The organism is Enterococcus hermanniensis, from assembly GCF_001885945.1.
Classification (GTDB): Bacteria; Bacillota; Bacilli; order Lactobacillales; family Enterococcaceae; genus Enterococcus_A; species Enterococcus_A hermanniensis.
The window spans coordinates 410,328-425,426 of sequence record NZ_JXKQ01000001.1 but is presented as its reverse complement, the minus strand read 5'-3'; the positions used below and the strand labels follow the sequence as shown (position 1 = coordinate 425,426).

Below are 15,099 nucleotides of genomic sequence, written 5' to 3'. Positions count from 1 at the left end.
ATTTCGAGTGGCACGAATTTATTAAAGAATAAAATAAACCGGTCCTCAGGAAATCTGAGGACCGGTTTTAGTATTTCGAAAAGCAGTCGGAAGGTCACCGTAAGTTGCTTTGAATTCTTTATAAAAATGACTTCGATTTTTTAAGCCAATCAATTCAACGATATTGCTGATTGATAAAGTCGTACTTTCTATCAAAAACTTGGCTTGTTTCATACGTTGTTTGATCAGTAATTCAGAAAAAGTCGCATTTGTTTTTTTCTTGATGATATTACTTAAATAATTTTTATTATAGCCTAATCGTTGAGCAGCGGTTTCAAGCGAGAGGCTTGCATACTCCTTTTCGATCAGCTTCAACGTATCAATGACTACTTGATTATTGGTTTTATCTTTTTGCTCTTCATGAAAATCATAGGAACAATTGCCAATCAATTCGGTGAATAAAATGGGGATATATAAAGAAATAATTTCATTAGCAAAGACCGGTTCAGAAAAATACTTATCGATCATTTGATCTAAGATCATTTGAACGTGTTCATTTTGGCCACAACGGAAAATTAAGTATTCTTTTCTTGAACGTGTAGCGATCGTTTGTGCTAAAAAATTAAATAGCACACTATTTTTATCATTTAAACTAGACAACCAATCAATATCGACGCGATCATTTGGAAAAATAATATTGATTAAAATATCTTCTTCTCCGTGCTCACCAAGTGAATGGGAGGAACCACGATCGAGCAATAGAATTTCACCACGTTGGATCACTTCACGTTTTCCATTGATATACTGAATGGATTTTCCAGAATAAACATAGTTTAGTTCTAAAAAATGATGACTATGCTTAGGGTAAGGAGCAAAACGGGGGTGCTTGCTAATGTAAATAGAGTTATTTTTTAGGAAGTATTCTCTTAATAAAATCATATCACTCTCATCTGTTTGAAAAGATTTTGCTGGAATATCCATTATAAATTCTTTCTTTTGAAACTGTTCTTTTTCGATCTGATTATGATGTTTTAGGTACTCTTTGACGATTGTATGCATGTCAACACATCCCTGTAAATTCGTTACACTTATTCTATATCCTCGTCATTGAAAGCGCAACCAAAAAATTTAATAATATGCATGTAAATAAATTTAAGGAGCGAGAAAAACATGAGTGGACAAAGCAGTGGAGGAAAGAAAGAAACGATTGCTGTTTCCTTGACCAATTACCTAGATTCAGGTTGTATCGTAGCAGGCGCGAGTGGTTTGACATTGTGGGCGGAACATTTTGGTTTGAGTAGTTTTTCTGTCGGATTGTTGGGGGCCTTGAGTGCGAATGCTTTTGGAGCTGCTGTAGGTGCGTTGGTCGGTGGACATTTATCGGATAAATATGGGCGTAAATTCATCTATACCTATAACCTATTGATTTACATGTTTGGGGCATTATTTATTATTTTCGCCATGAATTTCCCGATGTTATTGGCTGGTTTTTTAATTATGGGACTTTCAGTTGGCGCAGGCGTACCAGCTTCATGGTCATATATCGCTGAAATGGCACACCCTGATTCTAGGGCACACAATATTGGCATTTCACAATTGGCTTGGTCACTAGGTCCAGCAATTATTTTCACATTAGGTGTGATCTTAGCACCATTAGGTTTACTAGGAAATCGTTTGTTATTTGTATCGTTAGTCGTTGTTGCATTGGTTGCTTGGATCTTGCAACGTCAATTAGAAGAATCGAAAGATTGGGCAGAAGAAAATGCTCGTCAAGCGACATTGCAAGAGTCTGAAAAAGCACATCCTTATCGAGATTTATTTTCAAGTGTGGTCAATAGAAAATCGATTGCTTTCTTAGTAGGTGTTTACTTATTCTGGAATTTAGTTGCTGGGGCGATGGGATTCTTTATGCCTTTTGTATATGAAACGGTCGGGGGATTAACAAATTCCCAAGCGAATATGTTGCAAGCGGCATTGTGGGTCTTAACTTCATTGGGTTCATATTTTGGTTTTGCCAAATTAGGTGATAAAGTCGACCATCGTAAATTCTATTTTGTAGGCGCTTTATTAGCTGTAGCTTCTTGGGTCGTGTTGACTTATGTAGGAATGTCTTGGGTTGGACTATGGGTATTTGTTATTCTTTGGGGAATTTCTGCTGGTATTGGTGCGCAGGCTTTCTATGCATTATGGGCATCGGAATTATTTCCAACGAAATATCGCGGTGGCGCACAAGGAGTCATGTTCTTCTTAGTCCGCGGAAGTTGTGGTGTGTGGTCAATCATCTTCCCGATTATTTTAGCCAATTTAGGTTTTACAGTTGCCGGAACAGTCATGATTGGGTTATTACTTGTCTCTTTAGTGATCGGAACCGTTTGGGCACCGAAAACAAGGGGGAAAACATTGGAACAAATCACGCAAGAACGTTATGGCAAGAGTGAAGAAATTGTGACTGAAATGGATCTTCCTCGTGGACAAGAGGTATCAAAATGACAAAAACATACGTAGCGATTGATATTGGGGCATCTAGTGGTCGCTTGATGCTCTCAAAAAAGGATCCGTTTGATAAAATTTCTTTGGAAGAAGTCCATCGTTTTAAGAATGGATTTTCAACGATCGAAGGAACCGATTGTTGGGATACCGATCATTTGATCAAAGAAATTTTACTTGGTTTAGAAAAAATCAAAAAACAAGGAATTGATACTTGTTATGTAGGGATCGATACTTGGGGCGTTGATTATTGTCTATTAGATAGTGAAAGTCAAGCATTGAAACGACCTGTAAGTTATCGAGACAAACGAACGAATAAGGCAATGGAGGAATTTGATTCGGAATTTTCATTACGTCAACTTTATGAGAAAACGGGGATTCAACTGCAACCCTTTAATACTGTTTTTCAATTACTAAAAGAAGAGACTGAAAAATTAGCGCAAACAAATAAATTATTGTTGATGCCAGATTATCTAGGTTATGTCTTAACAGGAAAAGCTGTTTTAGAAAAAACCAATGCCTCGACAATGCAGCTGATGAATCTACAAACTCGAAAATTAGATGAGACTATTTTAGAAGCAATCAAAGTAGATCAAGCAATATTCCCTAAAATGGTTGAACCAGGCTCGATCTTAGGATCAATTTTAAAAGAAAAATTTCCTGAATATGAGTTGCCCGATGCGACATTTATCTCGATTGCCTCGCATGATACAGCCTCTGCTGTGGTGGGAACTCCCGGTAAAGGAGAGAACTGGGCGTATATCAGTTCAGGCACATGGTCGTTGATGGGTGTTGAGATGGAGCAAGGTATTTCCACTCCGGCCGCGTTTGATGCCAACTTTACAAATGAGTGGGGTGTCCAAGGCACGATCCGCTTCTTGAAAAATATTATGGGGATGTGGTTGATCCAAGAAGTCGCTCGAATCCAAGAATATCAATATTCTTATCCCGAATTGGCTGAGTTGGCAAGCAAGGAAGAGGCGTTTGTTAGTTTGATCGATGTGAATGACGCTCGCTTCATGAATCCTAAGAATATGATTGAAGCAATCCAAAGTTACTGCCAAGAATTCAATCAAAAAGTTCCACAAACAGCAGGAGAATTGGCGCGTTGTATCTATGATAGTTTGGCGCTGTGTTATGCCGTTGAATTAGAAAACCTAGAAGCAATCACAGGTAAAACGATCACGCAACTGCATATTGTTGGCGGTGGTTCAAATAATGATTTTTTGAATCAATTAACAGCAGATGCTTGCGGTATCAACGTATTAGCTGGACCTGGAGAAGCAACGGCCATCGGAAATATTATTGTTCAAATGGTCGCGACAAATGGATTCGGTACATTAGCAGCAGGCCGTGAAGGGATCAAAAAATCATTTCCATTAAAGGAATTTGTACCACAAAAAGATAATCATCAAGCAATTGAAAACTACCAAGCATTAACTAAATCATTTGTATAAATCGTATAAAAAAAAGGAGATCTTAACATGACAAAAACAGTAGAAGAACGTTATCAAGAAGCGAAAACTCGTTATGCCGAAATCGGTGTTGATACTGAAGCCGCTTTAAAAAAATTACAAGAGGTAAAAATATCGATGCATTGCTGGCAAGGTGATGATGTTAAAGGTTTTTTAAACCCAGAGGGAGAATTAACAGGCGGAATCATGGCAACGGGTGATTACCCTGGGGCAGCTCATACACCAGATCAATTGCGTCAAGATATGGAAAAAGCGTTAGCATTGATTCCCGGAAAACATAAAATCAATCTACATGCAATTTATTTAGATACGGATGAAGCCATCGATTTAGATGAAATTGAACCAAAACATTTTGAAAAATGGGCCAAATGGGCGAACGAACAAGGTGTTGGCTTAGACTTTAATCCTACTTTCTTCTCTCATCCAATGATGAAAGACGGAATGACTCTGGCACATCCAGATAAAGCAGTCCGAGACTATTGGATTGAACATGGAAAACGTAGCCGTAAAATTGCTGAATATTTAGGAAAAGAAACAGGTCAAACTTGTATCAATAATTTTTGGATGCCAGACGGAATGAAAGACAATCCGATTGATCGTTATACACCGCGTAAACGCATGATGGAATCCCTAGATGAAATTTTCGAAGAAGATCTAAATGAAACATACACGCAAGAAGCCGTAGAAAGTAAATTATTCGGCCTAGGTGCAGAAGCCTATACAGTAGGCTCGCATGAATTCTATATGGGATATGGTTTAACTCGTGATAAATTAATTTGTTTGGATGCAGGACACTTCCACCCAACAGAAGTCATTTCAAATAAATTATCCTCACTAGCATTATTTTCTAAAGGAATTATGCTTCACGTTTCACGTCCCGTTCGTTGGGATTCTGACCATGTAGTTATTATGGATGATGAATTACAAGAAATCGGTAAAGAAATCGTTCGGAATGATTTATTGGATAAAACGAATATTGGGTTGGATTTCTTCGATGCAACAATCAATCGAATCGCTGCGTGGGTCGTCGGTACACGCAACACTCAAAAGGCATTATTAAAAGCAATGCTTGAGCCAACCAATGAATTGAAACAAATCGAATTGGAAAATGATTATACAAAACGCATGGCGCTGACTGAAGAATTGAAAGATTTCCCCTATGCCGATGTTTGGAACTATTTCTGTGAACAAAACGATGCACCGGTTGGTATGAATTGGTATGAGGAAGTTATGAACTATGAACGTGATATTTTATCTACCCGGGATAAAGAATTAGCAACAGCAAAATAAATTATGGATCGTGTTAGCAAGTCTTCATATTGAAGGCTTCTTTCACGAATCTGCAAAGAAAATTTTGGAGGAATCAATCGTGAAGAATATCGTAGAAGCACCATTTGTAAAAGAAATGGTGGAGGTGACAAGCAATTTATATCGCTTAGGTTGGGACGAAAGAAATGGAGGCAATGTTTCGTATTTATTAGATGAGGAGGTTGTTCAAGAGTATCTTGATACTACGAATGTTTTACGTACGATCTCAATGGATTTTGATGGGACAGCACTGTCAGGAAAGTATTTTATCGTTACTGGCTCAGGTAAATATTTTAAAAATGTCATCCAAGATCCTGCAAATAATTTAGGTGTGATTCGTGTTTCAGAAGATGGTCATGGCGTGGAGTTGTTATGGGGATATACAGACGGGGGTGTACCAACTAGTGAATTGCCGGCCCATTTGATGAGCCATATTGCGCGGCTAGAAGTAGACCCAGAAAATCGGATCGTGATGCATTGTCATGCTAGCCATCTATTAGCAATGACTTTTACCCATGAATTAACCGCTAAAGCAATGACTCGAACGCTTTGGGAGATGTGTACGGAATGTATGGTCGTTTTTCCAGAAGGGATTCAAGTATTGCCTTGGCTGATTCCGGGTTCAAATGAGATTGGGCAAGCAACAGCGGAAAAAATGAAAGCAGCTCGGTTGGTATTATGGTCATTCCACGGTGTTTACGGAGCTGGTCGTACAATGGACGAAACATTCGGTCTGATCGAAACAGCAGAAAAAGCTGCACAAATCTACACATATGTTCAAGCTCAAGGCGGTGTTCGGCAAACGATTACGGATGAAAACTTTATTGATTTAGCAAAACAATTTGGTATTACTCCTAATCCAGAGTTTTTTGAAGCGCAGGTGACAAGTATATGATTAAAAAAGCAGTTCGGATGAAATTATATCCTGACTTAAAAGCAGAATATGCAAAACGACACAATGAATTATGGCCTGAGATGCGTGAAATGCTAAAAGATCATGGGGCTATTAGTTACTCTATTTTCTTTGATCCAGAAACAGATTATCTTTTTGGCTATTTAGAAATAAAAGATGACGCAAAATGGTCCAAGACAGCAGATACAGAAATCAATCGTAAATGGTGGGATTACATGGCAGATATGATGGAGACAAATCCGGATAATTCTCCAGTAACCGTGGATTTAGAACAAGTATTTGAATTATAAAAAGAAACTATTCGTAGTTTCTTTTATCAATTTTTGTGAATATAAACACAATTGGAAAGAGGATAAAATAATGACAGTAAATAGAATGCTACTAAATGAAACTTCTTATTTTGGTAAAGGAGCGATCGACGAAGTAGCTAATGAAGCTAAAAAACGGGGATTCAAAAAAGCATTAGTTGTCACGGACAAAGATTTACTTAAATTTGAAGTAGCTACCAAAGTTATTGATGTTTTGAAAGCAGCAGGTTTGGCTTATGAAATTTATGATGGAATCGTACCAAATCCTTCTATCCAAGCTGTTCAGTCTGGTGTAGAAGCTTGCAAAAAGGCCGAAGCTGATTATATCGTCGCTATTGGCGGGGGTTCTCCGATCGATACAGCAAAAGCAATTGGGATTATCATAGAAAATCCGGAGTTTTCGGATGTCATTAGTTTAGAAGGGGTCGCTGAAACCAAAAAAACAGCATTACCGATTTTAGCCGTGCCAACGACTTCTGGAACAGCCGCGGAAGTAACGATTAATTATGTTATCACTGATACTGAAAATCACCGTAAATTTGTCTGTGTAGATCCGCATGATATTCCAGTCGTAGCATTTATCGATAGTGATATGATGATGGGAATGCCTAAAGGATTATGTGCATCGACTGGAATGGACGCTTTGACCCATGCGATTGAAGGATTTATTACTAAAGGTGCTTGGGAAATGAGTGACATGTTACACATCAAGGCAATCGAAATCATTAGTCATTCATTGCGTGATTCAGTCGCTGGTGATCAAAGAGGGCGCGAAGAAATGGCTCTAGGTCAATATATTGCTGGTATGGGATTTTCGAATGTTGGATTAGGCTTGGTCCATGGGATGGCGCATCCGTTGTCTGCTTGGTACAACACGCCACATGGTGTGGCGTGTGCTACATTATTGCCATTGATCATGGATTTCAATAAAGAAAACACTGGCGAAAAATATCGAGAAATCGCAATTGCTATGGGCATCGATGGCGCTGCCGACATGCCATTATCAGCTGTTCGTGTCGCAGCTGTGAATGCCGTCAAACAATTGGGCATCGATGTAGGTATTCCGCAAAATTTAACTGAGCTTGGGATGAAAGAAGAAGATGTCGAACAAGTTGCTAAAGATGCTTTTCGTGATGTGTGTACCCCAGGAAATCCAAGAGACGTTTCTTTAGAAGAAATTATCGCATTGTATAAATCGATGTTGTAGTATTGGGGAGCAGCGCGGCTTTTATTATAAGGAGAAGAAGATGAAAAAGGTAGTTTATCAAGTCTTAACTGAAACAATAAAAGGGGATAAAAAAGAAAAACAATTTAAAAGTTATCGTGAGGCACTGTGCTATGCAACGGATCATGTTCACGTGAAAGTAAGCCAAATTATTCGACAAGGAGAAGTAATCAATACGTTTAAATTTTAAGTGTTTTATTTTATTAGACGGTAGAGGTAGTGCTGATTTCAGCAGACTTTTACCGTTTTTTATTTTTTTAGAAAATAAGTTGATAATTAACTATCAGATAAAATATATCAACCTTAGATTATTTATGCTTGTTCAACAGCATTCAAATAGCTTTTAAAAAAAGATTCAGGTACACTACATTAGAATAATATTAATGTACTATAAAAGAATTGAAAGAAAAAGATAGGAAACCCGATAGTATATGTGTTATATTATTCGAATTTATTGAGTAAGAAAAAATGGGCTAAGAGCATTTATTAAATAGATGAATTATTCTTTTAGAAGAGAGGAATGGAATTGGTCACTAGCAATACTTCTTTTTATGATAGTCAGTTACTGTTTAATGAACAACAAGAAAAAAGATTTACGGAAGAAACGACAGGTTGTCCTACCCTTGAGATTGGGCGAGTGCGATTTTACGAGCCGGATAGTATTTACTTAGAAGGTCGAAACCCAGTGTCAGAAGTTGGAACTCTTTTTGTGGCGGGAAAAGCCGCCTGGATTGTTTTTGATAATTTACTTGAAGATGTAAGAGTCATTCATGAAGAAGCGATGGAATTAAAAATTTTAACGTTTGTAGAATCAAATAGTGCTCAAATCACCTATAATGGGATTGTTTTAGAGCTGACAGATATGAAGCAGTGGGAACGTTTGTCCAATCATGTCCAAAGCATTGAAAAGGAAGCGATTCAGGCAGATATTTCAGAGTATCAAAAAAAATATCATGAGTTGTTAAAAGAGCACCGCATATTATTTATTCGATATACAGATAATTTTATTACGAAATTTGTTCCTCAATCCTTTTTTTATGATTTAGAATTTTTATATTTGGTAGATGAGTGTCTATTAAAAGCAGATCAGAAACTCAAAGCAGTTCGCATCATTGATTATTTGACGGCGACCCGAATGACTTATGCAAAAGAACATGGGTATGAAGGGCATGAACTTCATTTTAAAGATCGGTATCACGAAACGATCAAAAACTTTGAATTATTGAAAAGCCTATTTAAGAAAAAAATGGCGCTTGATGAAGCAACTGCAGCTTTTGTCACGCACCAAATATTTTGGAGTCGCTTAAAACATCATGGTGCTAATGAATGGCATAAAAGTCATGGGGCCTCCTTTAGAGAGTCTGCTAAAAATTTAGCTGCATATATCGAAGTTTATTCGGTCATGCCTGAAATTATTCCCGAAGATATGCGTAATATCACATTGTTTACTTTATACTTGATGGAAATGACCTCCTTTTTAGAAAAAGAAGACTACGTTTTTAGTTTGAGAAAAGTAGAAAGATCAGTTGGGAAAATATTACACGATCGTCAATTAGAAAAATTTGAACAACTTTTATTAAGCAAAGTATCAAAACCAAAAACAACAATCGAAGACATCGATCAAATGAGTAATGAAGATTTTAAAGTATTTATTGCAGGTATTTTTAGAAGTTTGGGATATGGCATCGAATTCATAACCGATGTTCCCGCAGTAGACTTAATTGCTACAATCAAAACGAATTCATTAGGAATCCAAGTGAAACAAATCTGTTTTCCACTAGGTGACACTGCAATTCAAGAAGTAATTGATGGCGTAGCGAAACTATCTTTACATGAAGGACTAGTAGTGACTAATGCAACTTTTACAAAATCAGCAACCGAACTAGCGAAAGATCATAAAATCGTTTTATGGGATCGCAAAAAGCTAATCAGGGAACTTGAAAATACTTTGATTATTAACTGACAATCAAGCAATTATAAAAAGCAAAAGGAACACAACTACTTGATAGTTGTGTTCCTTTTTTAGTATGAATACGTTCAGTACTTCAGTATTCTGATAAACTTATTTTTTTTCTTCAACTGGTACGTTATTGTCTAAGTCCGTCCGTACGATCAATACATCACAAGAAGCATTACGAATAACGTATTCTGAGACAGAACCAATGAACAGACGTTCAACGGCATTTAATCCCGTCGCGCCCAACATGATCAAATCAATTTGATTGTCTTCGGGAATTTGTTTCGCGATCATAATTTTTGGTGAACCATATTCAATGACTTTAGAGATTGTTGAAACACCAGCTTTTTTTGCTTCAGCTTCATAATCATCTAATGTTTGTTTTGCCATATCGGTTGCTTGTTCTGCCAAAACATTATCAAAAGAAGAAACTGTTTGAAACGCACGTGTATCAATAACATGAGCAAGTAATAATTCCGCTTGGTTCCGTTTTGCCACGTTTACTGCTTTTTTGAATGCTAACTCAGCTTCGTTAGATCCATCTACTGCTACCATGATTTTACTGTATTCTTGTTCCATCGTTTCCAACTCCTTTTCACACCTTTATTTTAAAACAAAACGTTAAAAAATGGTACTATTAACCTTTTTTCGTTTTTGCCCCCATCATCAAAGCAAAAATCGCTGCTATCACTAACAAAGCAACCAGATACATCATTGAATAAGCCCGATGATCGATCACACCGATAACGATTCCGATGGTTCCAAGTAAAGCATAGAGATAACCGAATTGTTTTAAAAAACTACGGGCGTCTTCTTGTTCATCTTGGCTGAACAAAACTAAAAAACCAGTGGGCTTTTTGATTAAATAATAGCTACAGAATAATACAATCAAAGCTAATAGAAATAATAAAATACGAACCATGTTCTTCCTCCAATACAATAAAAAGCAATTTGCACGAAGCAAATTGCTTTTATTCCATAAAAAATGGAAATTCCGTCGATGCCGTTATAAACCCGGTAGTATTGATCCCGCAAAGTCTAGCAGGTGGGTTCCATGGTCTAAATATTGAACTACCAAATGAAAAGGCTTGTTACCAACTTTGACACAAGACAGATCCCAAGATATCAATAAAAATGTTCGGTCAACACTGTAATGGGTAATGCGCACATCACAGAACTTCCATCTCAATCATAGCACAGAGATTATTGTGACGCAACGAAGTGGCTTGTTACTACAAATTATAGAAACCAAAAACGTTCTCGTCTTCTATACGTATATTGTATAAAAAAGGAGGGCAATATGTCAAAAAAAAGTGTTTATTTGTTGCCAATTATATATATTTTATTATTTTTAGCTGTTCCACAAGAGGCACAAAGTCAATCGTTAGAACTGATACCTGCTGTGAATCAAGGAGCGCGATATCCAGTGACCGTCGAGGGTTTCAAACAATTATTATTGGATATCGATAAAGCCGGAACAGCCGAAGAATACGATATTTTACTAGACGGTGAATTAGATTTAAGCCAAGCTTCTATTGGAAGAGACTTTGTTGTGGAAGATCCGTCGCTTGATACGATTACCTTGATGAGCATTGAAAGTAAGTTGACTATTAAAGGGAAAACGAAAGATGCCATTCTTAGATTGCCGGATCAATGTTTTCTGGGGCAAGCTATCAGCTTTAGCAATTTGACACTACAAGTTGCGCAACTATTCGGAAATGGCCATTCCTTATTATTTGAAAATATTCAACATTTAGGGAAAACGTGTTTATATGGTGGCGGTAACCGAGATTTAACAGGAGATCCAGTACTTTTGTTTGATCAAGTTGCTGGTGGTACTTGGGAAATTTATGGGGGAAATGAAAAAGGGGCATTAACAGGGGATATTCAAATAAAAATTCTTTCTATGATCGGTGAGATTGATCGCTTATGCGGTGGTTCAGCGACTGGGGAAATTACCGGCAATATCACGACAGAAATCTGTTCTTTAGATGGACGATTACTGGAGTATTACGGTGGAGGTTTAGGTACAGAATTGAATGCAGTCACTGTGAACGGCATAATTAAAAATAGACTCTCTTCTGACAACACAAATTTTACTTTAGGTAATTTTATTGGAGGTGTGGCGAGGAGCACCACAGGAATGATTACTAATAAAATTGAAGGTAAAGGAAGTTTTTCTGACAATGGATGCTTCGTAGGTGGATCTCAAATTGGTGAGATCTATGGAGGAATCACTACGTCAATTGATTCTAGAGCGTTTCATCAAGGAGAAAGAAGTTTTATTGGTGGAAATCAGAGACTTGGTGCAATTTATGGCTCTATCACGAATAAAATCTATGCAGGAAAAGCCAACGCAGGCTCGTTTAAACGAATCGATGGCGCAGGAGGGTTAGATATTTCCAAAGTCAGTCTGACCAACTCCGAAAATTTACTTCCAGCTGTTGATTTGAATGATCCACAAAAACGTACAGCAGAAGAGATTGAGTATGATCAATTAACAGCAGAATCACGTTTAGCTTTGGCTAAAAGCAAAACTAATTTTTTAGTTGTAGGCAATGTGACGACACAAGTGCTAGGTGGTTGTGTGAGCGATGTTTTAGGAATGGATAATACAATCAATGGTGCTGGCTCGATGGGTGTAATCAAAGGCGATGTTCACTTGAGTTTAGGTGAAGCTAGTCTGGCATATAGTAAAAGCTGGGGACTTCATATGCAAAAAGTAGGAAAAGATCCGGATATATTAACAACCGAAAATTATTTAGGTGCTCTCTACGGTTTTAGCGTTGCAGCAGGTGGTGGGAGTGCTCAGGAAACGTTAGAAACTTCGTTGTATATTCAAGGGAAAACAACTTTAGACATTTATGAAGCATTGGTCCAAAATGCCTATGGTGGTAGTTTTAGTGGCATTATCGAAGGTGAGTGCCAAGTAACTTGTAGAGGAGGACAAGTTACGAGTATTTTTGGTGCTGGCAGCGGTTGCTATCGAATTTATGGAGATAGTTTGTTTGAAATGACGGGCGGGAAACTAGAGAACGTTGGCGCTGCAGGGAGTGAAAAGGACCGACGAATGATTGGAACTGCCCAGACAAAAATAGTTGGGGGTGACTTTTTAGGTACGATCGTGGGAACCTATGGAAGAGTTTCGAATCATATGATTGATGGGGATGTCAAAACACATATTAGTGGTGGACGTTTCTTTAAAAGCAATGATCCAACAAAGATAATTGGAAGTGTTGCTAAAGAAGGCATGATCAGTGGTGATATAGAGCTGAGAGTGACAGGAAAAGTCGAATTAGCGGATGACTTGCAAATCATTGCAGGACGGCCTAAAGCAGCCTCTGCTAAGAATTATTTAGGTGGCCCAGCTAAACAGGTTACTTTTTCCATGGAGACGGATCAACAATTTTCGGGTATGGAAATCATTGGAGATGGTTCAGAAAATACGAAAACTTTAAGTAGTTCAAAAGTTTATTTGGACATTTGTACACCCCAAGGTAATTTTTCTTTGGTCCAAGGAATGGTAAAAAATAGTTTTGCTGGAGAATTATTGCATGAAGTAATGGTAGATATCAAAGATGCTAAGGCGATCAAGCAATTGATTGCTTCAGATACAACTAGTTTTACCAATCATTTGATTGCAAAAAGTAAAAATCAAGTAGCGCTAAAAATCGGAACTGCCAAAATAGACGAAGTGCTGAATTTTACCCATTTAACTGTATCTGATCAATTAACTGCTCAGAAAATTTTAAATGGAAGCGAGGCAAAATCAGAAAATTTTGCCCAAATGTATCATCAATTTGGCGAAGTAGAATTATTAAAAGAGGCCATTATCAAAGTAGAACAATTAAAAACGGGGTCATTGAAAGCAGCAACGGAAGCCGAGCTTCATTCACCAGCCGGAGCAGAAAACATCTATTTAAATAAGTTAGTAACAGAATCACACTTGATTTGGCGATTGTTAACATCTAGTAGACAGCAAGAAATTATTGGAACTTACTTCGGCGTACAATCAGGCTTTCCGATTATCACTTTTACAGATCAGTCACAAGGGCTGACACCAGATAATTTTATTGGATTTGATGAGTTTGGCTATTCTTATACAGGCGATAACAGTGAGCAGACAAGTTATGCAGTAGCAGCAACAATTCTTGAATATCAAGTCGTAAGTCCATATGGAGAAATAAAATATCTACCCGCCCGAGCACCGGATAATGAACCTTTGCCAGTAGCTATTTGGGGAAATGGAACGAGTAGGTTCGGACGAGTGGTTGTCCCACTGAATAGCTTGCTCCCGTTAGACATTACTTTTGTCGAATCGGAATCAGTTGAATTCCAGCAGGCAGAACTGAAAATAAGTAACGGTGAAGAAAGACAAATCATTGAAAAAAGATGGTTTCCTGAATCGGGCTATCACCACCAACTCCAAGCATCCTTTCAACAAACAACTGAAAATTTAGAATTAGTAGCAGTTCCTTCAGAAATTGATTTTGGGACGCATTCAATTGGTCAAACGACAATTTTTTATCCACAAATCGTTGGAAAATTACAGATTAAAGATACAAGAATAGAAAAAGAAAACTGGCAGCTTAAACTAAAGGCTATATCGGATAAGAAAGGTGAATTGTTTTTCAAAAAGCAAGGACAGATCTATTCACTTGAAGAGGAATTTTTACTAATGGAAGGTCAGGGGTCATTCGAAACGGATTTTAGTGAATGGGATACGAAGACAGGGATTTTTCTACGAATGGCTAAAGAACGACAGAAAATTGGCACTTATTCCTTCAGCTTTCATTGGGTACTAACAACAAAAGTTGAATGACTTTGTTGAAAAAGAAACAAAAATATCCTAAAATGAGGGAGCGTGTATCAGGACAAGAAGTCTATGTAAATAGATAGGAGAAAAAGATGAGTAAAAGAGAAGAAGTCTTAGAAGGTTACAGTGCGGTATTTAATAAACTTGCTTGGCTCAATAAAGTGAAAATGGAGCAAGCCTTGTCGAAGTATACAGCTTCTGAGGTTCATTGTATTGAATATATTGGTAAAAATGAAGATCCTAACGTAACGAAAATGGCTGAATCTCTTTATATGACTCGTGGAGCAATCAGTAAATTAACGAAAAAAATGTTGGCTAAACATTATATTGAAAGTTATCGTAAAGCAGAAAATAAAAAAGAAATTTATTTTAGATTAGCGGAAGAAGGCAAACAGGTCTTTAAACTTCATGAAAAATTACATGAAGAATTTACAGAACGCGATAAAGAAGTTTTCGCGCCTATTACAGATGAGCAATATGAAGGTTTTCTGAAATTTCTTGAGCGATATGATCAACATCTCGATCAAGAAATCAAAGAGCAAGGAATTAAGATCAATTAAGGAGTAGTCGAAAGGCTACTTCTTTTTATTTTTATTTTTTTGTTGACAAAGAAACAAAAAGGTTATATAGT

The 15,099-nt window shown here is 37.3% G+C and carries 13 protein-coding genes and 1 other RNA gene; 10 read left to right on the top strand and 4 right to left on the bottom strand.

From position 1 onward, the window contains the following. Window positions 1-45: 45 nt before the first annotated feature. Window positions 46-1,038 carry an AraC family transcriptional regulator gene (locus RV04_RS01990; protein ID WP_071856795.1) on the bottom strand — a complete coding sequence of 331 codons (993 nt, stop codon included), beginning with the start codon at window positions 1,036-1,038 and terminating at the stop codon, window positions 46-48. Window positions 1,039-1,149: 111 nt separating this feature from the next. Here RV04_RS01990 and RV04_RS01985 point away from each other — a divergent pair, with 111 nt between their 5' ends. The 8 genes from RV04_RS01985 to RV04_RS01955 all read left to right on the top strand — a co-directional run bounded on the left by RV04_RS01985 (window position 1,150) and on the right by RV04_RS01955 (window position 9,658). Further along, window positions 1,150-2,469 carry an MFS transporter gene (locus RV04_RS01985; protein WP_071856794.1) on the top strand — a complete coding sequence of 440 codons (1,320 nt, stop codon included), beginning with the start codon at window positions 1,150-1,152 and terminating at the stop codon, window positions 2,467-2,469. Further along, window positions 2,466-3,923 (top strand): rhamnulokinase, encoded by a 1,458-nt coding sequence (gene rhaB / locus RV04_RS01980; protein ID WP_071856793.1) that lies wholly within the window; start codon window positions 2,466-2,468, stop codon window positions 3,921-3,923. The genes RV04_RS01985 and rhaB overlap by 4 nt, the downstream gene beginning before the upstream one ends. 27 nt (window positions 3,924-3,950) lie before the next feature. After that, entirely contained in the window at window positions 3,951-5,231 is a 1,281-nt protein-coding gene (rhaA, locus tag RV04_RS01975) for an L-rhamnose isomerase (protein ID WP_071856792.1), read from the top strand. A 79-nt stretch (window positions 5,232-5,310) separates the two neighbouring features. Further along, window positions 5,311-6,144 (top strand): rhamnulose-1-phosphate aldolase, encoded by an 834-nt coding sequence (gene rhaD / locus RV04_RS01970; RefSeq protein ID WP_143139477.1) that lies wholly within the window; start codon window positions 5,311-5,313, stop codon window positions 6,142-6,144. Beyond that, window positions 6,141-6,452, top strand: a complete 312-nt coding sequence (rhaM, locus tag RV04_RS01965; RefSeq protein ID WP_071856791.1) for an L-rhamnose mutarotase — start codon at window positions 6,141-6,143, stop codon at window positions 6,450-6,452. Before rhaD ends, rhaM begins: the two co-directional genes overlap by 4 nt. Window positions 6,453-6,522: 70 nt before the next feature. Continuing rightward, window positions 6,523-7,677, top strand: a complete 1,155-nt coding sequence (fucO, locus tag RV04_RS01960) for a lactaldehyde reductase (protein WP_071856790.1) — start codon at window positions 6,523-6,525, stop codon at window positions 7,675-7,677. 40 nt (window positions 7,678-7,717) lie between these two features. After that, window positions 7,718-7,885: a hypothetical protein gene (locus RV04_RS13170; protein WP_169818175.1), complete on the top strand. Its 168-nt coding sequence runs from the start codon at window positions 7,718-7,720 to the stop codon at window positions 7,883-7,885. 330 nt (window positions 7,886-8,215) lie between these two features. Continuing rightward, window positions 8,216-9,658, top strand: coding sequence for a restriction endonuclease (locus tag RV04_RS01955; protein WP_071856789.1), 1,443 nt, complete (start codon window positions 8,216-8,218; stop codon window positions 9,656-9,658). Between the two features lie 99 nt (window positions 9,659-9,757). Here the strand turns inward: RV04_RS01955 and RV04_RS01950 are convergent, their stop codons facing one another. The 3 genes from RV04_RS01950 to ssrS all read right to left on the bottom strand — a co-directional run bounded on the left by RV04_RS01950 (window position 9,758) and on the right by ssrS (window position 10,833). Next, complete coding sequence (locus RV04_RS01950) at window positions 9,758-10,231, bottom strand: universal stress protein (protein ID WP_071856788.1); 474 nt, start codon at window positions 10,229-10,231, stop codon at window positions 9,758-9,760. Between the two features lie 58 nt (window positions 10,232-10,289). Continuing rightward, a complete protein-coding gene (locus RV04_RS01945; RefSeq protein ID WP_071856787.1) occupies window positions 10,290-10,574 on the bottom strand; it encodes a hypothetical protein in 285 nt (94 codons plus the stop codon). Window positions 10,575-10,639: 65 nt separating this feature from the next. Next, window positions 10,640-10,833: non-coding RNA, 6S RNA (ssrS, locus tag RV04_RS01940), on the bottom strand. A 119-nt stretch (window positions 10,834-10,952) separates the two neighbouring features. Here ssrS and RV04_RS01935 point away from each other — a divergent pair. Both RV04_RS01935 and RV04_RS01930 read left to right on the top strand, forming a co-directional pair. Then, complete coding sequence (locus RV04_RS01935; protein WP_071856786.1) at window positions 10,953-14,474, top strand: hypothetical protein; 3,522 nt, start codon at window positions 10,953-10,955, stop codon at window positions 14,472-14,474. Between the two features lie 86 nt (window positions 14,475-14,560). Further along, entirely contained in the window at window positions 14,561-15,028 is a 468-nt protein-coding gene (locus tag RV04_RS01930; RefSeq protein ID WP_071856785.1) for a MarR family transcriptional regulator, read from the top strand. Window positions 15,029-15,099: the final 71 nt, after the last annotated feature.